Source organism: Paenibacillus violae, from assembly GCF_032461945.1.
GTDB lineage: Bacteria > Bacillota > Bacilli > Paenibacillales > NBRC-103111 > Paenibacillus_E > Paenibacillus_E violae.
Genome location: NZ_JAWCUD010000010.1, coordinates 14,841 through 33,354, shown reverse-complemented (window position 1 = coordinate 33,354; position 18,514 = coordinate 14,841). Strand labels below are relative to the sequence as shown.

Annotated in this window: 24 protein-coding genes and 1 tRNA gene; 3 read left to right on the top strand and 22 right to left on the bottom strand. The window is 42.2% G+C overall.

What is annotated here, in order from left to right; translation table 11 throughout:
- Positions 1-8: 8 nt before the first annotated feature.
- The 5 genes from RQP52_RS24955 to rpsF all read right to left on the bottom strand — a co-directional run bounded on the left by RQP52_RS24955 (position 9) and on the right by rpsF (position 2,519).
- Positions 9-923: a DUF2232 domain-containing protein gene (locus tag RQP52_RS24955; protein WP_315954351.1), complete on the bottom strand. Its 915-nt coding sequence runs from the start codon at positions 921-923 to the stop codon at positions 9-11.
- A gap of 6 nt (positions 924-929) precedes the next feature.
- Positions 930-1,241 carry a MazG-like family protein gene (locus RQP52_RS24950; protein WP_127454050.1) on the bottom strand — a complete coding sequence of 104 codons (312 nt, stop codon included), beginning with the start codon at positions 1,239-1,241 and terminating at the stop codon, positions 930-932.
- A gap of 164 nt (positions 1,242-1,405) precedes the next feature.
- A complete protein-coding gene (gene rpsR / locus RQP52_RS24945; protein ID WP_029196139.1) occupies positions 1,406-1,693 on the bottom strand; it encodes a 30S ribosomal protein S18 in 288 nt (95 codons plus the stop codon).
- Between the two features lie 23 nt (positions 1,694-1,716).
- Entirely contained in the window at positions 1,717-2,196 is a 480-nt protein-coding gene (gene ssb / locus RQP52_RS24940) for a single-stranded DNA-binding protein (protein ID WP_315954350.1), read from the bottom strand.
- Between the two features lie 35 nt (positions 2,197-2,231).
- Positions 2,232-2,519 (bottom strand): 30S ribosomal protein S6, encoded by a 288-nt coding sequence (gene rpsF, locus RQP52_RS24935; protein WP_127454054.1) that lies wholly within the window; start codon positions 2,517-2,519, stop codon positions 2,232-2,234.
- Positions 2,520-2,751: 232 nt separating this feature from the next.
- Here rpsF and RQP52_RS24930 point away from each other — a divergent pair, with 232 nt between their 5' ends.
- Positions 2,752-2,934, top strand: coding sequence for a YjzC family protein (locus RQP52_RS24930; protein ID WP_315954349.1), 183 nt, complete (start codon positions 2,752-2,754; stop codon positions 2,932-2,934).
- Positions 2,935-2,950: 16 nt separating this feature from the next.
- Positions 2,951-3,223, top strand: coding sequence for a hypothetical protein (locus RQP52_RS24925; RefSeq protein ID WP_315954348.1), 273 nt, complete (start codon positions 2,951-2,953; stop codon positions 3,221-3,223).
- Between the two features lie 63 nt (positions 3,224-3,286).
- On the opposite strand, the gene RQP52_RS24920 is transcribed toward RQP52_RS24925, so the two are convergent.
- The 10 genes from RQP52_RS24920 to RQP52_RS24875 all read right to left on the bottom strand — a co-directional run bounded on the left by RQP52_RS24920 (position 3,287) and on the right by RQP52_RS24875 (position 10,557).
- Entirely contained in the window at positions 3,287-3,982 is a 696-nt protein-coding gene (locus tag RQP52_RS24920) for a response regulator transcription factor (RefSeq protein ID WP_127454059.1), read from the bottom strand.
- Between the two features lie 17 nt (positions 3,983-3,999).
- Positions 4,000-5,427, bottom strand: a complete 1,428-nt coding sequence (locus tag RQP52_RS24915) for a sensor histidine kinase (RefSeq protein WP_315954347.1) — start codon at positions 5,425-5,427, stop codon at positions 4,000-4,002.
- Positions 5,428-5,439: 12 nt separating this feature from the next.
- Positions 5,440-6,192, bottom strand: coding sequence for an ABC transporter permease (locus RQP52_RS24910; protein ID WP_315954346.1), 753 nt, complete (start codon positions 6,190-6,192; stop codon positions 5,440-5,442).
- The gene (locus tag RQP52_RS24905; protein WP_315954345.1) at positions 6,179-6,904 is read right to left on the bottom strand and encodes an ABC transporter ATP-binding protein; all 726 of its coding nucleotides are present in this window, start codon (positions 6,902-6,904) and stop codon (positions 6,179-6,181) included. The genes RQP52_RS24910 and RQP52_RS24905 overlap by 14 nt, the downstream gene beginning before the upstream one ends.
- A 66-nt stretch (positions 6,905-6,970) precedes the next feature.
- Entirely contained in the window at positions 6,971-8,212 is a 1,242-nt protein-coding gene (locus RQP52_RS24900) for a hypothetical protein (protein ID WP_315954344.1), read from the bottom strand.
- Positions 8,213-8,377: 165 nt separating this feature from the next.
- A complete protein-coding gene (locus RQP52_RS24895; RefSeq protein WP_315954343.1) occupies positions 8,378-8,815 on the bottom strand; it encodes a type 2 periplasmic-binding domain-containing protein in 438 nt (145 codons plus the stop codon).
- Between the two features lie 251 nt (positions 8,816-9,066).
- Positions 9,067-9,154, bottom strand: a tRNA-Ser gene (locus RQP52_RS24890).
- A 71-nt stretch (positions 9,155-9,225) separates the two neighbouring features.
- Positions 9,226-9,441: a DUF951 domain-containing protein gene (locus tag RQP52_RS24885; RefSeq protein WP_315954342.1), complete on the bottom strand. Its 216-nt coding sequence runs from the start codon at positions 9,439-9,441 to the stop codon at positions 9,226-9,228.
- 22 nt (positions 9,442-9,463) lie between these two features.
- Complete coding sequence (locus RQP52_RS24880; RefSeq protein WP_315954341.1) at positions 9,464-10,303, bottom strand: mechanosensitive ion channel family protein; 840 nt, start codon at positions 10,301-10,303, stop codon at positions 9,464-9,466.
- A gap of 17 nt (positions 10,304-10,320) precedes the next feature.
- The gene (locus RQP52_RS24875; protein WP_127454124.1) at positions 10,321-10,557 is read right to left on the bottom strand and encodes a DUF3343 domain-containing protein; all 237 of its coding nucleotides are present in this window, start codon (positions 10,555-10,557) and stop codon (positions 10,321-10,323) included.
- Positions 10,558-10,656: 99 nt separating this feature from the next.
- On the opposite strand from RQP52_RS24875, the gene yyaC reads away from it, so the two are divergent.
- On the top strand, positions 10,657-11,280 hold the full coding sequence (gene yyaC, locus RQP52_RS24870) for a spore protease YyaC (protein ID WP_315954340.1): 624 nt from the start codon (positions 10,657-10,659) through the stop codon (positions 11,278-11,280).
- Here yyaC and RQP52_RS24865 read toward each other — a convergent pair.
- The 7 genes from RQP52_RS24865 to mnmG all read right to left on the bottom strand — a co-directional run bounded on the left by RQP52_RS24865 (position 11,255) and on the right by mnmG (position 18,500).
- A complete protein-coding gene (locus RQP52_RS24865; RefSeq protein ID WP_315954339.1) occupies positions 11,255-11,746 on the bottom strand; it encodes a DUF4446 family protein in 492 nt (163 codons plus the stop codon). The two genes, yyaC and RQP52_RS24865, sit on opposite strands and share 26 nt — an antisense overlap.
- A gap of 15 nt (positions 11,747-11,761) precedes the next feature.
- Positions 11,762-12,964: an aminotransferase class V-fold PLP-dependent enzyme gene (locus RQP52_RS24860; protein ID WP_315954338.1), complete on the bottom strand. Its 1,203-nt coding sequence runs from the start codon at positions 12,962-12,964 to the stop codon at positions 11,762-11,764.
- 64 nt (positions 12,965-13,028) lie between these two features.
- Positions 13,029-13,901, bottom strand: a complete 873-nt coding sequence (locus RQP52_RS24855) for a ParB/RepB/Spo0J family partition protein (protein WP_127454077.1) — start codon at positions 13,899-13,901, stop codon at positions 13,029-13,031.
- Positions 13,898-14,656: a ParA family protein gene (locus RQP52_RS24850; RefSeq protein WP_127454079.1), complete on the bottom strand. Its 759-nt coding sequence runs from the start codon at positions 14,654-14,656 to the stop codon at positions 13,898-13,900. Before RQP52_RS24850 ends, RQP52_RS24855 begins: the two co-directional genes overlap by 4 nt.
- Positions 14,657-14,813: 157 nt before the next feature.
- Entirely contained in the window at positions 14,814-15,632 is an 819-nt protein-coding gene (gene noc / locus RQP52_RS24845; protein ID WP_315954337.1) for a nucleoid occlusion protein, read from the bottom strand.
- A gap of 243 nt (positions 15,633-15,875) precedes the next feature.
- Positions 15,876-16,604: a 16S rRNA (guanine(527)-N(7))-methyltransferase RsmG gene (gene rsmG, locus RQP52_RS24840; RefSeq protein ID WP_315954336.1), complete on the bottom strand. Its 729-nt coding sequence runs from the start codon at positions 16,602-16,604 to the stop codon at positions 15,876-15,878.
- Positions 16,605-16,607: 3 nt separating this feature from the next.
- Positions 16,608-18,500 carry a tRNA uridine-5-carboxymethylaminomethyl(34) synthesis enzyme MnmG gene (gene mnmG, locus RQP52_RS24835; protein WP_315954335.1) on the bottom strand — a complete coding sequence of 631 codons (1,893 nt, stop codon included), beginning with the start codon at positions 18,498-18,500 and terminating at the stop codon, positions 16,608-16,610.
- Positions 18,501-18,514 lie beyond the last annotated feature (14 nt).

Sequence of the window (18,514 nt, the reverse complement as noted above, 5' to 3'; positions counted from 1 at the left end):
TCCTAATCCTATAAATTTTTCTTAAACCGTTCACGGATTGGAAACGCAACATCAAATACCCCTAGTAAGCTGTAAACGATAAAAAGTGGCGGCATGAAACAAAGAATGATTATCGCAACGATCGGCAAAATGGGTTTCCACTTGTTCGCATGCGCAACAAAAAATAGAAAACAGATCGCTTGAATAGCAAACGCCAGCATCAGTAATGGCATCGCATTCATCATCAGCGTCGGAATTAGCGAATTGGAAGCTGGATTCGTAAAGAGATCGAGCACAAATACGATCAAATAAATCCACACCAACGATTTCTGCAGCATCCACTCCCGCATTGGGCGCAGACCTGGAATGCCTTCTCCCGTTTTGTTGAGCAGCCAGCGGCTAATACCGTGAGTGACAAAGGTGTAAAACAACGCCACAAAGATCAGATACAAAGGTATCACTTGCACAATGAAATTCACATACCAGTCCTGGTCCTTCGGTAGAACTTCCCTAATCCCCGGCGGCATACTTGCAATGCTGTCCATCATAAAATGCTTGAACTTCGCTACCGGATCAAATCCGAGCGAATACCCAATGAGCAGGCTGAGCAGCGACTCCGCCAGAATAGTGATAATTCCTGCTGTGAGTACAGTCCTAGCCGGGGCTTTTCGTTTATATAAATTACCCATGACCAGTACCGGCGGCAAGAAGAACAGCGATACGGACATGAGGGATATCCCATGCCACTGGGTAAGCAAATAAACGACGAGCAAGCTGATGACATAACTGATGACGAAACGTTTGGTGCTTGATTTAACATATAACATCAATACAGGAATCATGAGAAAACTAAATGTGAAAATAATAAAAGGCGTCATTAGAGATAGCAATGAAAGGATCGTCACCGCACTCCAAATGATGCTTTGCCAACTTCGATTCCCCAACCGGGCTCACCTCTTACGTAAATGTTCTTCGAGCGATGAAATGTCGCCGTACCAGTCCTCAAGTTGATGGCCCTCTTGGCGGTGCTTCTTCATTTTCTCTACAATGGCTTCGTCCAAATCGCGATAAGAAATACCCAGTCTTCTCCCCAAAATATAGCCGCTTGAGATTAGACTGGCCAAACCATCCACAATTCTGACATGGCTGCCTTCCCATATGCCTTTAAGCAGGTGCGCTACGTGATCTACGACTTCTGTCTTGAGCCACTCAATGACTTTGGCTCGTCTGGCTAGGTCTACATCCTTTTCCCTATTCAGCAACCGTCATCTCTCCTCATCCTACAAAAGACTATAGCGTTAATTATACCACAAAATAGGGGGAGAAAAGAAAGCCTCTACAAAGCGGTGCGATCTCTCCTCACGCCTATGGACTTATCGGCATACAAAAAAGACAGCCGTATAAACAGCTGCCTTCTTAGTAAACCCTATTCCGTTGTATAAGGCAACAATGCGATTGTACGGGAACGCTTGATAGCGATCGTCAATGCACGTTGGTACTTAGCGGAAGTACCAGTTACACGTCTAGGAAGAATCTTCCCGCGCTCACTGATGAACTTTTTAAGAGTTTCGATGTCTTTATAGTCAATGTGCTTGATTTTGTTAACTGTGAAGTAACAAACTTTACGACGTTTGCCTTTACCGCCTTTGCCACGAGGAGCAAATTTGCGGTCGCCGCGATCTTCACTATTGTTATCTCTTTTTTGGAAAGCCATTAGTTTGTTCAGTCCTTTCTACTTTAGAATGGCAAGTCATCATCGGAAATGTCGATCGGTTTTCCGTCATCGATGAAAGGATCTTGCTGCTCGCGTGACCCACCGCCACGATTGCCACTGCCTCCGCCGCCGTAGCTAGCGTTTGCGTTCGATCCACCGTCTTCACGATTTCCGGCACTGTTACTGGATTCAAGGAAGCGTACATTATCGGCAATCACTTCGGTCACGTAAACTCTCTTGCCCTCGTTGTTGTCATAATTACGTACCTGAATTCGGCCTTCCACTGCTGTCAAACGACCTTTACGCAAGTAGTTCGCGCATGTTTCGGCAAGCTGCCTCCACGTGACGATATTGATAAAGTCCGCTTCGCGTTCTTTCGAACCTCCGCTTGTGAAAGGACGGTCTACTGCGAGAGTAAACTGCGTAACCGCAACGCCGGCTGGCGTATAACGAAGTTCTGGATCTCTGGTCAATCTACCGATAAGAATGACACGGTTCAACATAGAACATTCCCCCTGACGAAAATACTGGCATGCAATTAAGCTACGTCGTTTGTGATTAAGTGACGGATAACTTCATCCGTAATCTTAAGTACGCGATCAAGTTCAGTTACAACAGCAGGTTCTGCGTTGAAGTGTACAAGCACGTAGTGCCCGTCACGGAACTTATTGATCTCATACGCAAGACGGCGTTTGCCCATCAGGTCATGTTTGGAGACTTCGCCTCCACCGTTCGTGATGATGCCTTGGAACTTTTCTACTGTAGATTGAACAACTTCTTGCTCAACGTCAGTACGAATGATGTACATCAGTTCATATTTGCGCATGTATGTCACCTCCTTTTGGACTAAGCGGCCCCTGTTCAAGCTTGTTCGCACAAGCGAAGGAGCAAGGAGCGAGGATTCTTTTTCAAAACTCGCACCTGAATACTATAGCAAATTGAACGCCAGATTACAAGTCTTTCTCTCAAGGATGAACATGGCAACGCCTATCGTACATGCTTCCCCCTCAAGAGGGTAATCTAAACCTGATTGAAAATCTTTCGAAGAGGTGATCAATGTGGGTGAATGGACACAGTTCAATGAAGGCGATCATGTACCTAACGACGGCGTATATATCGAGATGGGCGAGAATGCCGTCCACATGGGGATTGAGAACCCGAAAACAGTCACGTTAAAAAAAGGAGACAGATTTCCGGCCAACAGCAACCACAATCGGAAATGGCACCGCAAAAAGCCTTAACTAGGAGAAATTCACCATGAGAACATCCACGTTTACTTGGCTGTTTACCTTTATTGGTGCAGCCCTCTGTTTAGGTCATTATTTATTTCACGATCATGATGCCTTTTACATGATCTTCTATGCGCTTAGCGTCCCTGCCTGGTTTGCATCCACATTCACGGACATCTATGAGATCTCCATGTTTCGGATGCTCATCATCTATGTATTGACGATCGCTACATGGGCGTTAGTCGGCTATGTTATTGATCGATTCTCTATCAGTTACAGAAACCGCAATAAGAGCTATTAACGGCTGAAATGAAAGAAAGCTGGCCCCTAGGTAGTTTAGTTTACCTGCTTAGGACCAGCTCTTTTACACAATAAATCTATACCCGGATCCCCAAACCGTGCCTATATACTGAGGTTTCGACGGGGTTTCTTCAATTTTCTCTCTGATTCGGGCGATATGAACCGTGACGGTTGAGGCATCACTCATCGCGTCCAAGCCCCAGATTCTCTCAAAGAGCTCTTCCTTGCCAAACACCCGATTGGCGTTCTGCAATAAAAATAGAAGCAGGTCAAATTCCTTTTGCGCCATAACGACTTCATTTCCGTTCACAAAGACGCGCCTTGCCTCCTTTTGAATCTCCAGACCTCTGACTTGAATCGTGCTTCCCTCATTCCCTTTTCCAAACCGCTCTTTCATCCGTTGGAACTTTTTCAAATGAGCCCCTACCCGCGCAACCAGCTCTCCTGAGCTGAAGGGCTTGGTAATATAATCGTCCGCACCAAGGCCCAGGCCGTTAATTTTATAAATTTCCTCAGCTCTTGCCGATACCAGAAGAACAGGAATATCGTCATGCTCGCGCACTCTCTTCAATACCTCAAATCCATCTATATCCGGCAGCATGATATCTAGAATGATCAGCTCAAAGTCTTCATCCTTGAGAGCTTTCAAACCCGCTAATCCACTGTTCACCGTCTTAACAGAGTAACCGCTCAACTCGAGGTAATCTTTCTGTAGATTGGCGATACTTTGATCATCTTCAATAATCAGAATTTTTTTCATCATAACCTCCAAGCATACTAGAACTTCTTCAGAGATATCATTATCTGAGTACCCTCTCCTACGGCACTTTTCGCCCATATTTTCCCGTCGTGCCCTTCTATAATTTGCTTGGCGATAGCGAGTCCTAGTCCACTGCCGCTTTTTCTTGAAGGGTCCACCTGATAAAATCGCTCAAAGATATGGGGAAGTTTATTCTCCGGTATTCCTTTTCCATTATCCTTAATTTCTATGATCGCAGACGTTCTTGTTTCCCTGAGAATAATCTCAATCTTTCCGTCCGCTTTCTCTACATATGTCATAGCATTATCAAGAATGTTCTGTATGACCCTCTTTAATCTTTCACGATCAATTAAAACTTTGACTGGCTCATTAAGTTCGTTGATTAACGCTAACGAGAGGTTAGCCTTTTCGTATTCATATTTATGATCCGCGACACAATCCTCAAAATAACTCGCCAAATCACTCTTTTCAAAATGATAAGGAAGTTGGTTCAAATCCAGCTTGGAGTATAGAAGCAGATCATCGATCATAGCATTCACGAGAATAGCTTTGGATCGTGCCGTTTCCAGATACTCGTCCATTTTCTCAGGTGTCTTGGCTACCCCATCGATAATTCCTTCAATATATCCTTTGATCGAGGTTACAGGCGTCTTTAAGTCATGGGAAATACTTGAAACCAGGAACTTTCGGTTATCATCATATTTTTGCTGCATATAAACCGATTCTTTCAGCTTAATTCTCATGAGCTCCAGCGTCCTGCATAACTCGCGAACTTCACCCTCGCCCTCTTCTGCAATCCCTTGGTTTAAATCACCTTCGCTAATTTTATTAGCAGCAGCTTTGAGCCTGGAGATCGGCGATATAATGCCGCGGGAGAATCGATACGACACCCAAAAGTTCGTTAACAAGAAAACAAAGGTGAATACACAAACTGTAAATATGCCGAGCACCATAAAAAAGTTCGTTTTCAACTTGATTGGAGCAAGCAGCAGCAGAACACCGGGATCGCCAGTCGTTAGCTTATAATCCACTCTTGTAATCATATATGTTTTACCGGCAAGTTCGACCTCATCTCGAGTTGCCTGATTGTCTGAGAGCATAAGACTTCTCTCAATATCGATTCTGTTGAAATTTTGCGTAGCGTATACAACTTCTCTATTTTTTAAAATAATCGCACTGGCATCCAAAGCGTTAACTCGATTAGCAAGCTCTTGTTGAAATTTCGTATCCAAAAGCTGCTCGAACTTGAGGGGCTGTGCTTCTCTTTTGATCTCACTGATCGCCGCTCGAACTTCGAGGGTCTTCTGAACCTCCTTCGTATCGGCTTCGCGACCAAAAACCTTCGTATAAGCAGCAACGAAAATAATGACAGCCAGAACTGTCAAACCAACGGAGAGCAGCACAGCCAGCGCATTCATCGTGAAGAAACGTTTGGTTAAATGCATGAAGATCCCTTTCTATATATCCTTACTGTCAAACAAATAATACCCTGTTGTAAATAACATCATACCACAGCCCGACATGATTAGAATCTGACGGAATATTTTAAACACATTAATCGTTTCCGATATCCATAATGTATACCAATCCAGCATCGATGTAATGAAAAAACTGGAGTAGGATGAGAACACAATCCCCAATGAGTTAAAAACGATAAATACCAGAATCGAGAGGAAAAATACAGCGAGTCCTCCTTGTATCACGTTAGACAACAAGACGACAATCAGCGCAAACACAAATACGGGGAAAAAAGTTAATCCGTACGATAAAACAACCTTCAAGATCCCTGGCAAACTAGCTGATGAGGGATTAAAAATAAACCCCGCTAATAACGAAAGAATCATCACGAACAGAAGATTGCCCGCAATAAATAAAGCTAAATTCAACACTTTCGCACTAAACACACTGAATCGGGAGACTGGTCTTAGCAGTGTTATTTTCATTGTATTCGATGAGGATTCACCGTTAAACATATCGATCGCTACAAAAATGGCAAACAACGGCAAGAGCGTATACGTAATAAACGATAAAACGACGATAGGAAATTCAACGCTTCCTACAACCCGCAATCCAAGCCCATGCTTGATTGTGGTTACAGCGATCTGTCCAACCAAAACAGCAAGGATAGATAAAATGGCAGCCGCCATCATCTTTTTCTTTTTCAACAGCTTCACGGATTCATTGATAAATGCGGCCTTAAACCCTTCCATTCCGGTCCACCTCACTAACAAAAAAGTTCTCCAATGAAGAATAGTACGAGAGGATATTCTGCGTATATTCTACATTAACAAGTTTGCCTCCATAAATAATGCCGATTCTTGTGCACGTTAATTCCACATCATGAATCAAGTGGCTTGAGATAAAAAATGTCGTGCCTTCCTGAGAAAGTTGTTTGATCAATTTCCTCATCTCCAGCATCCCTTCAACATCCAGTCCGTTTAGAGGCTCGTCCAATATTAATAATTTAGGTTTCGACAGTATAGCAGCCGCGATCCCCAGTCTTTGTTTCATCCCCAGTGAAAACTTCTGAGATTTCTCATTTTTATATTTCAACATGCCTGTAAGTTCGAGGCACTCATCAATTCTCTTCTGATCGACATGCGGATAAAACCTAGCGAACATCTTTAAATTATCGTTAGCTGTTAAATAAGGATAAGACTCCGCTGTTTCAATCAAACAACCCACATGCTTCATGGCGTTAACATAGTCGTCTAAAATGCTGGCACCGAAAATTTTCACATCGCCACGGTCTGGCTTCATGAGTCCAGTTATCATTTTCATAGCTGTCGTCTTCCCTGCACCATTCGGCCCCAGGAATCCGAATATATCGCCTTGATCAACATCCAGGTTTAACTCTGTGATCCCTCGGCCATTTTTGAATGCCTTCGTTAATCCACTTATTTCAATCGCCTTGACTGTCAATTTCCATCATCTCCCCAAAAAAAACGCTCAGGAAGCCGCACCGGCAGCCTCCTGAACCTCTCTGTTCTATTCAAATATGCGGCTAAACTCTCCATCGTAATATGGTTTCGAGATAGATCTGTATGAATTTTCGTTAACAATCTCAACATTCATTTCAAAATAAACTTTGCCTGTTGCACCTTGATGAATGGAACCATTTTTCTGCTCGCCTTTTGCATCCTTATACGTGAATGTTGAGGACGCCGCCGGATCGTATTCAAAGTCAAAGGCATCTTTATCCGGATATTGACTCTCATAGCCTGGAATAACCGTTTCCGAATATTTTCCTTTCACTTTATCGTTGTCTACGCTTATGATCTCAACCATTCTTTCGCCGATTTTCACAAACTTGCCATCTTTCTCCATAATGATATCGTTTTTATATTTACCTACATACTTGCTGCTAAATCCATTGGAGTAGCTAACCTTTTCAACTTTTGCACCAGTTAGGTCAGGCAGTGTAATTTTCGTATTGCCAACTTCAGAAAGCTTTACGATGACATTTAGGTTCAAATCGTGTTGAACACCATTTTTATCTTTTCCGGACAGTGTAATGTCACCTGTCACATTTTCGAGGTAACCCGCTTTATTTTCATTAGCCGAGCCTACCACCTTTTTCACAAATACATCGCTCTCTATGGCCGGCATATCGCGATCATCATTCAGCATCTGCTTGATCCCAAAAGAGGAGACAGCATTTAGGACGGCTGGCACCTGAGTTTCAGACAAGCTGCCCGAATATACTTTTCCACCTTCAGGTCCTTCCTCTACTTGCACGTAATCTTTCAAACCACCAACCACGGCATCAACGATTTTTTCAATTTCTGGTGCTCCCTTTTCTTTAAAGGGGTTTTTGAAATCTACAGAACGAAACTTGCTCTCATTCGCCGGATATTCCATTACATAATAAGTATTGTCTGTTCCATTTTTATTAACTGATTTCGTTATATCGGAATAATAGTATCTTGAAGTTGTTTCGCCATTGGCGTCTTTCGTCGTTGTATTCTCTTCCTTCATATGGTTTTCAACATCCATCTTTTGCGACGTTGATCCTTGAATTAAGGTTTTATCGTTATCTTTCAACGTATAGAGCGCTTCTAGGGTATAGTTCTTCATATCCTTTTCCATCATGCTTGCGGTCGTTTTTGCTGAACCTTTTAAGCGGTCATAACCCGATCCAAGCAGCGTATCGGCAAATGCCGTGGATACGAATAAACACGCTCCAATCGTAAAGGACAGTACAGTAACGGATTTTTTACTAAGTTTCATCTCTTTTCTCCTTTAAACACAATGTACGGGAAACGTTTCCTTATATTTATATTAATATATCCTTATTGAATCCATCTAAATGGAATATTAACAAAGTATAAACTCTTTTTCACTTCGGGGTAGAGATAAAAAAAGTCGTACAGCTATCATGCTGCACGACCTGATTTATTTCCTAAATACCTTCTTCTCAGAAATCTTCCCATCTGCAAAATAAACGATTTCCGCAATGTAGCCTGGTTGATTAGAAATGGCGAAATCATAGGTTTTCTTCCCATTCTCGTCTTTCACCAACTTGCCCTTCGCTCCTGTTTGCTTCACCAAATCATCATAGGTGCTTGTCATGCTTATCTTATCAGCTTGCTCCTTCGTTATCTGAGGAAGCGGCTCATCCTTTGTTGTATCGTTGCTACCGGTTGCCGGCGTTGCTGTTGCAGATGTTCCACCACCTGTCCCACTTGTTGCACTAGGCGTCGCTGAAGCCCCTGTGGAAGGCGCTATAGTCGCTCCCGCTGTTGGGCTGGGCGATACACTCTCTTCACTCTTTTTAGCGCATCCTGTGGCTACTACAGCTAGTACCAGAAATATCATCATCCAACTTCTCATTACGCTTACCTCCTTCTTGTTGCCAACACATAGATATGAGCTTATTCTGCTTTTCTTTTAGCCTTTTTATCCCTACTGGGTTAGACAAAGAACTGAAAACAAAAGAGCCTTCTACGCCCTTATAGACGTAATTAAATCCCAAAATGTTTCACGTGGAACTCAAATATTGGCATTAATATGGTTCTAGATAAAATAAAAAAGCCTCCTGCAGATGCAGAAGACTTTCATTCTTTAGCTAGTAATAGCTTGTACGGAAAGAGTGGGATTCGAACCCACGCACGCCTCGCGACGCCTAGCTGATTTCGAGTCAGCCCCCTTGGGCCTCTTGGGTACCTTTCCAATAAAACGCGAGAACAGGATTCATTATATCAAAAAATCCTGACCCCCGCAAGTGCTTTTCCACAGCATTTTTATGAGGATTCTTCCTCTTTTTCTGCGTTGGATCGAAGCACTTTCTTCAGCTTACTTTCGAACTTTGTTCTTGGAACTAGAACACTGTGTTTACAACCTACACACTTAATTCTAATATCCATCCCCATCCGTATGATTTCCATTTCATTCGTGCCACACGGATGGGGCTTTTTCATTTGCACAATATCGCCAAGTTGATACTGCTTCTTCTCCATTCGTCCGCCACCGCCTTTTCAACTACATCGTCTCAATTTGCACACTATCGAGTCTCTTCTTAATTTCTATGTTCAGAAGTCTCGTCACATTGAATTGTCGCGTTGGTTTGCACTCTGCAATAATGCGAATCTTCAGATCTGTCGTCCCCACCACTTGAACGCCAAGCACCTCAGGCTCCTTCACAATATCCTCCGTAAGCTCTTGCACGTGCTTAACAGTGTCTTTGAGAATTTGCGTAGCATCGTCAATATTTATATGATGAGGAATCGTTACATCGACAACGGCCAATGAATTGTAAGTTGAAAAATTAGTGACCTGTTTAATATTTCCGTTCGGAATGATATGTACCTCACCCGTCCAACTTTTAATCCTTGTGACTCGAATGCCAATCTCTTCAACGGTCCCTTTAAATGAATCAATTTGAATGACATCTCCTACGCCAAACTGATCCTCAAAAATGATAAAGAAACCGGTAATCACATCTTTCACCAAACTCTGCGCTCCGAAACCTATCGCTAATCCAAGCACACCTGCCCCTGCCAGCAAAGGCCCAAGATTTAAACCAACTTGTCCAAGGATTAACATAATACAAATGAGGTTTACGGTGTAGGCTATTAAATTATGTATAAGGCTGCCTATCGTATTCGTTCTACGTCTATCAAACTTCAGCGGTGACTTGTCTCTAGCAGCCATCATATGTGCAATCGTTTTATCTGCAATTTTAATACATACTCTCGCAACAACATATATGAGAATAATTTTTACGATAATCCAAAATAGGGAAGCTAGTATTTCAGGATTCGATAGATGCTTTCGAATCCAGTTCATCAAATCGGTGAAATACTTCGTAATAAAGGCCACGGTTTAGACCTCCTTTTTCATTCCATGGTAACATATTTATCTTCTTTTTTAAAATAGATGCCTCTGATTTCTACGTTCTCTGATTCAATAATCTCTTGAACTTGTACTAGATTTTCTCCAGGAAATTCAATAGAAAGGGCACAGCCAGCTGTAATTTCTTTCGGAGTGGGTCTGATGTCAATTTCTATATCCGCATACTCTAGCAGCATTTCGGCGCGCAGGGCCTGCTGCGTAGAATCGAATGCTAACAACATAACGGAAATATTCAAGGAAAATCCCTCCTCTCCTACGTATAAATGTCTCTATCTATCCATATACTAGTAAAAAAAGAAGAAGTACTTTGGAGGGATATGATGAAATTCCAAATTGGTTTCGACGGAATGAAAGACACGGAACTGACCCCACTCAAAATTCAGCACACAGACGCCGATACCCCTTTTCTTCTCTCTAAGCATTTGCAATCCATTTTTAGTAAGCTACCAACCTATCAACCTATCGTTGTTATCTGTGTGGGCACCGACCGTTCTACAGGAGATTCACTAGGTCCGTTAGTTGGCTCTCATTTGAACCGTACGACGAACCTTCGTAACCTTCACTTGTTCGGTACTTTAGATGAACCTGTTCATGCCATGAACTTATCTGAAACCGTTGATAAAATTCAACGTCAATTCGATAATCCTTTTATCGTTGCCGTCGATGCTTGTTTGGGCCAAGTATCCAGCGTAGGCTGCATTCAGGTTGCTGATGGTCCGCTTAAGCCTGGTGCTGGCGTTAATAAAGACCTTCCTCCTGTTGGCAATATTCATGTGACTGGGATCGTCAACGTAGGCGGATTCATGGAATATTTCGTTCTTCAAAATACGCGGCTCAGCCTTGTCATGAACATGGCGAACGTTATTGGCGATGCTCTTCACTCTGCATTACGTCGCACTCAAGCCTATGCGCCAAGTGCTAAGACGGCTTTACAGATTGATTAATAGCCTCTTTCTCTTCTGGACTTAATGTGTAAGTGGACTGTCCATTTTGAATCGGCTTCGCATACAAGTACATCTGCTCTCGGCTATGTATTCCCGTCAAAACCACACCATCTTGGAAATCATCTAATATGGCAATTGTGAAGCTCAGGTTACTACCTCCATCATTGAAGGCGTTATATCGATGAATCGCTACTTTGGATTTCATCTTCGTTAGGGATTGGCGAATTGTATCAACCTGGGCTGACGTCATTGCTGACTCAGCCTTTTGCTCGTTAATTGCCTGCTGCATTTCAATGAGAAGCTGCTCCATATTATCTGAACTTGAACCATTCATCATTTGCGTATATCGTTTACGCAAAGTTGATAATTTAACCGAAAGTATAATGACGATAAGGAATAAAACTAAAATCAATGCCAAAATGGCTAAAACTACAAAGTTCCCATTCAATCCGAACAGTTCCCCCATGGTTGATCCCTCTTTCTACTTAGCATACTGCGACTGGATCTCTTTCACTGCATAAATAAGAGCTTCCACTTCTTCATCCGTTGTTAAATAACCTATGCTTGCTCTTACCGCTCCACTAGCTAACGTACCTGCCGATTCATGGGCAAGCGGAGTACAATGATAGCCGGATCTAACGGCGATTTGAAAAGATTGATCCAATATGAAAGCGACTTCCGATGAATCCGCGTTATTCACATTAAAGGAAACAATCCCTGTTTTATTTTGTCCAAGAGCTGGGCCAAGAATCGTGACCCCTTCAATTCCCAGTAAACCTTCCATTAGCATTTGGGTTTGACGCCACTCTTTAGCATGGATCTTCTCAATCGTTTCCGCTATTACAAATTTCACGCCTTCGTTTAATCCAGCAATGCCAACTGTGTTTTGCGTACCTGCCTCATAACGATCAGGTCTTACTTTCGGTTGATGAATAGCTTCTGACTGACTGCCTGTTCCCCCATGCAAAAGCGGCTCCAAGTCTATGTCAGGATGGATATATAAACCACCCGTCCCCTGAGGCCCTAGAAGCCCTTTGTGGCCTGGGAAAGCCAACATATCAATGTTCATATTACCTACGTGAATAGGCAGTATACCGGCGCTCTGGGCCGCGTCTACAAGCAACTTAGCGCCATGCGTACGACATATCTCCCCGATCTCTGCCACAGGCATAATCGTCCCCAATAAGTTAGAACTGTGATTAACAACTACAAGTGATGTATTGGACTGCAGCGCCTTTTTGAAATCATCTAGCTGGATATTTCCTTCTTCATCATTACGGATATATGTAAGTTCAATTCCAGCCGTAGCCTTCAAATATTCTAAAGGTCTGCGCACGGAATTATGCTCAATATTCGTGCAGATCACGTGATCCCCAGGTTTTACAAACCCTTTGATCGCTTGATTCAGCGCATGCGTCGTATTTAATGCAAAGGACAGATCATTCGGGTTTTTGACCCCAAATAAGCGGGCTAAGTTTTTTCTCGTTTCAAATAATACCCGGCTTGCCTTCACAGCCATCTGGTGGCTTCCTCGTCCTGGATTAGCCGCATAATCTTGTATACACGTCATCATCGCATCCATTACAGCCGGTGGCTTTGGCCAGGAGGAAGCAGCTTGATCAAAATACATAACACCTTTCATATGTTCACCCACCCTCTCTCGCGGATTCAGAATTCTACTCATAAATATAGCATACCTTAGTTTGATCTTTCTGCTCGAAAGAAAACCATCGGTATGCTATCTAATTTCAAGAGATTTTGCCTTGAAGCAATTCTAGCAAACGGTTCAAGTCGTCTTTTGAATAGTAGAGAAGTTCGATTTTACCTTTATCCTGCTGATTCTTGATTTTCACCGTAGTCCGGTAAATATCTCTTAATTGATCTTCAGCTTGGTTGATATAGGGATCTCTATTCTTTTCTTTTTGCTTCGTTTTTTCTTTTTCTTGACCTGGTGACTCCTCAAGCATTTTCACGGCTTCTTCAAGTTCGCGAACACTCCATTGCTTACTAATGGTGTTTTCCGCAAGCTCTTTTTTAATTTTGTCATCTTTAACACCAACGATAGCTCTTGCATGACCCATCGATAATGTTCCACGTGAAACATATTGTTTAATTGATTCCGGTAATTGAAGTAGTCTCAGGAAGTTCGCAATATGTGAGCGGCTTTTACCAACCTTAGCAGAAAGCTCTTCTTGAGTTAACGAGAACTGATCGATAATCCCTTGATAAGCAAAAGCAATCTCCATTGCGTTAAGATCTTCCCGCTGAACATTCTCAATCAAGGCAATTTCCATGACTTGTTGATCCGTAAAGTTTCTCTCGACTGCTGGAATCGTTGCAATTCCCGTAACCTGAGATGCTCGGAATCTACGCTCACCGGCAATAATTTCATACCCTTTAAGAACCTTACGAACAATAATAGGCTGAATGACACCATGTTCTCTAATTGAATCCGCTAACTCTTTAATGCTATCTTCGTTAAAATGCTTTCTAGGTTGATAAGGGTTAGCTCTCAATTGTGCTAAAGGAATTTGAATGACTTTATCGCTCTCATCAATATGTAGTGATGTAATTAAAGCATCCAATCCTTTACCTAATCCTTTGTTTAGGCCTTTGGTCATATCGAGATCACTTCCTTCGCAAGCTCTAAATACACTTCCGCGCCTTTTGATCTAGGATCATAAGTAATAATCGATTGTCCATGACTGGGAGCCTCGCTCAAGCGAACGTTCCGCGGGATAATCGTTTGATATACTTTTGTTTGGAAGTATTTCTTAACTTCCTCAATGACTTGAATGCCGAGGTTTGTTCTAGCATCAAACATCGTCAATAAAACGCCTTCAATTTGAAGCCCTGTATTAAGATGCTTTTGGACCAAACGAACTGTATTCAACAGCTGGCTTAATCCTTCAAGCGCGTAGTATTCACATTGAATTGGAATGATAACAGAATCAGCAGCAGTTAAAGAATTAATAGTAAGAAGACCTAATGATGGCGGACAATCAATAAGAATATAATCGTACATATGTTTAACAAGTTGTAAAGATTTCTTCAAGCGTACTTCTCTTGAAATCGTTGGAACAAGCTCAATCTCAGCTCCTGCTAGTTGAATCGTCGCAGGTACAATCTTAAGATTTGGAACATTCGTATCCACTGTTGCATCTTTGGGGTGGACATCGTTAATAAGCACATCATAGATGCAATTCACGACATCGGCCTTGTTAACCCCGATACCACTAGTCGTATTCCCTTGTGGATCGATGTCAACGAGAAGCACTCTCTTCCCAAGTGAAGCTAAGGAAGCACCCAAATTCACAGAAGTTGTCGTCTTGCCGACGCCACCCTTCTGATTCGTTATTGCTATAATTTTAGACAAAACCATTTCACCTCAATCGCTTATGTTCCATATGCCATACTAAAGCAGTATATCTATCTTAACATATCTATCATTCAGTTACCTTATCTATATTTGATAGTTTTATCTCATAAGATGCAAAAAAACGGCTTGCGCCGTTTAAGGTAGCAATAAATGCTCAATTATTTTTAGGAATCTTAATTATAATTTCGTAATGATCCTCATGATCTTTCTCAGACGTGTTAATATTCAGGCCCGAGCTTGTAACCATCTCAACGGATTGGCGAATGGTGTTTAAAGCTAGTCGAACATCCTTAGAAAAGGATACGCGACGTGACTTTTTAATCTTTGTTGCTTCCTTTAAAAAGTTAATCTTAATCTCTGTTTGTTTTACGTTCAGCTCTTTAGCAATAACTTCTTCAAGAATTTTCACTTGCAGATCCTCTTGATCCAAAGCAAGTAAAGCTCTCGCATGACGCTCCGTGATCTTCCGCTCCATCAATGCCATCTTAACAGGTTCGCTTAGATGTAAAAGACGGATCTTATTCGCAATCGTTGATTGGCTCTTGCCGAGACGCTGAGCCAAGCTCTCTTGCGTCAAATCATGCATCTCGATCAACTGCTGGTAAGCGGCAGCCTCTTCGATTGCAGTCAATCCTTCACGCTGCAAATTCTCGATAAGAGCAATGGATGCAGCTTGAGAATCATTGAAATCTCTTACAATTGCAGGGATTGTATCAAGACCTAGCTTCTTAACTGCTCTTAGTCGCCGTTCTCCGGCAATGAGTTCGAATGTATTGTTTTTGACTCTGACAACGATTGGCTGAATAACACCATGCGTTCGAATCGTTTGGCACAATTCATCAATACGATCATCATCAAATAAGGTTCTAGGTTGATATGGACTTGGAATAATAGTATTAACCGGTATGTTTTTGACCTCATCCGTCGACGAACGATCAGCAAGTCCAAATAGCTTTGAAATTTGTTCTTTCATAGGAAACCCTACCACCAACTCTTCCCGTAGTTTAAGCGACCATTACGATCCAAAGATAGACGACCTCTTCGTCCTACAGAACGAAAACGCTTGTCAAGAATACGGCGAAGTATGACAAGTGCAATCACATAAACTCACTACAAATTGAATAGATTCTTACTATTATATATTCTTCATCGAAGCTAGATTTCCTGCTTTAAGCAATTGTGAAACTTAAATGAATAATGTTTCACGTGGAACATTTCACCTTTTCATAAGTGGCTCTTTCAGTGGAATTCCAGCCTTTCTAGGATACTTAGCCGGTGTTGCAGCGAGCTTTTGAATTTCCACGAAATGCCGCAGCGATTCCTCAACAGGCAACTGCATCTTAAGAACTTTAATAACTTTCCCCTTCAACTCAGATAAGCTATAAGATGACTCACTTAGCTCCTCTTCAATCTCTGAGCCCTTCATGGCAATAAACGTACCATCCTTCTTCACAAAAGGAAGACAAAATTCATTCAACACTTGAAGTCTAGCAACAGCTCTAGCAGTAACCAGGTCAAATTGATCACGATATTTAGGAAGTCTAGCAATATCCTCTGCTCTACCATGAACGCATTCCGTATCCGTTAAACCTAATTGTGAAACCAACTCTTTTAAAAACAAGATTCGTTTATTCAAAGAATCAATGATCGTAACTTTTAGGTGAGGAAATGCGATCTTCAAAGGAATGCTTGGAAATCCGGCGCCAGAACCAATATCTGCAATCGTAGATATGGAGTTCATATCAAAATTAAAAGAAACGGAAAGAGAGTCGTAGAAATGCTTTAAGTATACCTGCTCTCTCTCCGTGATACCTGTTAAATTCATTTTCTCATTCCACTCTACAAGAGTCTTAAAGTATTGCTCGAACTGTTCCAGTTGTAGAGTAGAAAGAGTTATTTGTTGCTTCTCTAAAAATTGAACAAATTGTTGTTGAATAGCATCCATATATTAACCTCTAGCCGCCGTGACTCTGTTATAGTGTTCCAAATATACAAGAAGAATAGAAATATCCGATGGTGTCACACCTGCAATACGCGATGCTTGACCAATCGAGATCGGACGGATTTTAGCCAGCTTTTGCTTCGCTTCCGTTGCAATCCCATGAATTTCGCTATACTCGATATCATCCGGAATCTTCTTCTTCTCCATTTTACGCAGACGCTCGACTTGATTGCTTTGCTTCTCAATGTAACCCGCATATTTAACTTGAATCTCAACTTGTTCTTTCATTTCATCGTCCAGCTCAAGTGGTGAAGGTGACATTTGTTCAATATGTTTGTATTCAATTTCAGGGCGACGAAGCAGCGCGATTGCTGGAACAGAATTATTCAAAACTACACTTTCCAAGCTTTCCAAAAGCTGTTGGACATGCGGTTCCGGTCTAATTTTATCCGTATTCAAACGTTCAATTTCTTGGTCTACTAATTCTTTTTTCTTCAAAAACGTCGCGTAACGCTCCTCAGAAATCAGTCCAATATCATGACCAATTGGTGTTAAACGCAAATCAGCATTATCGTGACGAAGCAGCAAACGATACTCCGCACGAGACGTTAATAGACGATATGGCTCGTTTGTCCCTTTTGTAACTAAATCATCAATAAGAACACCGATATATCCTTCCGAACGATCTAACACAACTGCTTCTTTACCTTGAACTTTACGAGCTGCGTTAATCCCAGCCATAACCCCTTGCCCAGCTGCTTCTTCATACCCAGATGTCCCGTTAATTTGTCCGGCAGTAAACAAACCGCTAACTAGCTTAGTCTCTAATGAAGGCTTCAATTGAGTAGGAACTACCGCATCATATTCAATGGCATAACCGGTACGCATCATTTCTACTTTCTCAAGACCTGGTATGGAGCGCAAAATGCCAAGCTGCACATCTTCCGGCATACTCGTTGATAAACCTTGTACATAATACTCAGATGTATTACGGCCTTCCGGTTCTAGGAAAATTTGATGCTTCGGTTTATCGGCAAAACGAACAATTTTATCTTCGATGGATGGGCAGTATCTCGGCCCAGTACCTTCAATCGCACCTGAAAACATTGGAGCACGGTGCAGATTCGAATTAATTATGTTATGTGTTTCTTCGGACGTATACGTTAACCAACAAGGCAGTTGTTCATTAGCAGCACCTGACTTTGTTTCAAAAGAGAAAAACTTAGGTTCATCATCACCAGGCTGAATTTCCGTTTTACTAAAGTCGATTGAATCTTTATGAACCCGCGGCGGTGTTCCTGTCTTGAAACGCACGAGATCGAAACCTAACTTACGCAGCGATTCCGATAGCTTCACCGAAGGTTGTTGATTGTTCGGGCCGCTCTCGTACATAAGCTCACCCATGATAACTTTCCCTCTGAGGTAAGTTCCTGTCGTAAGAACAATTGCTTTAGCGTAATATTCAGCGCCTGTTTTCGTAATAACACCTTTGATCGCCCCATCTTCAACGATGAGGTCTTCAGCCATACCTTGACGTAACGTTAAGTTTGGCGTAGCTTCAATTGTTTCTTTCATTTTGTGCTGATACGAAAACTTGTCGGCTTGTGCACGAAGTGCATGTACAGCTGGACCTTTGCCAGTATTCAGCATGCGCATTTGAATATAAGTTTTGTCGATGTTGCGACCCATTTCGCCGCCGATCGCATCGATTTCTCGAACAACGTGGCCCTTTGCAGGACCACCAATGGATGGATTACATGGCATGAAAGCAACCATATCCAAATTAATTGTTAAAAGCAGTGTATTACAACCCATCCGGGCAGATGCCAGAGCAGATTCACAACCTGCGTGTCCAGCGCCGATGACAATAACATCAAATTCACCTGCATGATATCCCATAGTTCAAAGTCCCT

Bases quoted from the DNA above. Each gene is read 5' to 3' on its own strand.
- RQP52_RS24865 (WP_315954339.1), bottom strand. From the start codon at position 11,746: ATGGGGGAACTGTTCGGATTGAATGGGAACTTTGTAGTTTTAGCCATT.
- RQP52_RS24895 (WP_315954343.1), bottom strand. From the start codon at position 8,815: ATGAGAAGTTGGATGATGATATTTCTGGTACTAGCTGTAGTAGCCACA.
- rsmG (WP_315954336.1), bottom strand. From the start codon at position 16,604: ATGGATGCTATTCAACAACAATTTGTTCAATTTTTAGAGAAGCAACAA.
- ssb (WP_315954350.1), bottom strand. From the start codon at position 2,196: ATGTTGAACCGTGTCATTCTTATCGGTAGATTGACCAGAGATCCAGAA.
- rpsF (WP_127454054.1), bottom strand. From the start codon at position 2,519: ATGCGCAAATATGAACTGATGTACATCATTCGTACTGACGTTGAGCAA.
- yyaC (WP_315954340.1), top strand. From the start codon at position 10,657: ATGAAATTCCAAATTGGTTTCGACGGAATGAAAGACACGGAACTGACC.
- RQP52_RS24920 (WP_127454059.1), bottom strand. From the start codon at position 3,982: ATGAAAAAAATTCTGATTATTGAAGATGATCAAAGTATCGCCAATCTA.
- RQP52_RS24915 (WP_315954347.1), bottom strand. From the start codon at position 5,427: ATGCATTTAACCAAACGTTTCTTCACGATGAATGCGCTGGCTGTGCTG.
- RQP52_RS24885 (WP_315954342.1), bottom strand. From the start codon at position 9,441: ATGGAGAAGAAGCAGTATCAACTTGGCGATATTGTGCAAATGAAAAAG.
- rpsR (WP_029196139.1), bottom strand. From the start codon at position 1,693: ATGGCTTTCCAAAAAAGAGATAACAATAGTGAAGATCGCGGCGACCGC.
- RQP52_RS24900 (WP_315954344.1), bottom strand. From the start codon at position 8,212: ATGAAACTTAGTAAAAAATCCGTTACTGTACTGTCCTTTACGATTGGA.
- RQP52_RS24910 (WP_315954346.1), bottom strand. From the start codon at position 6,192: ATGGAAGGGTTTAAGGCCGCATTTATCAATGAATCCGTGAAGCTGTTG.
- RQP52_RS24860 (WP_315954338.1), bottom strand. From the start codon at position 12,964: ATGAGTAGAATTCTGAATCCGCGAGAGAGGGTGGGTGAACATATGAAA.
- RQP52_RS24925 (WP_315954348.1), top strand. From the start codon at position 2,951: ATGAGAACATCCACGTTTACTTGGCTGTTTACCTTTATTGGTGCAGCC.
- RQP52_RS24855 (WP_127454077.1), bottom strand. From the start codon at position 13,901: ATGACCAAAGGCCTAAACAAAGGATTAGGTAAAGGATTGGATGCTTTA.
- mnmG (WP_315954335.1), bottom strand. From the start codon at position 18,500: ATGGGATATCATGCAGGTGAATTTGATGTTATTGTCATCGGCGCTGGA.
- RQP52_RS24875 (WP_127454124.1), bottom strand. From the start codon at position 10,557: ATGTTGTTAGCATTCGATTCTACGCAGCAGGCCCTGCGCGCCGAAATG.
- noc (WP_315954337.1), bottom strand. From the start codon at position 15,632: ATGAAAGAACAAATTTCAAAGCTATTTGGACTTGCTGATCGTTCGTCG.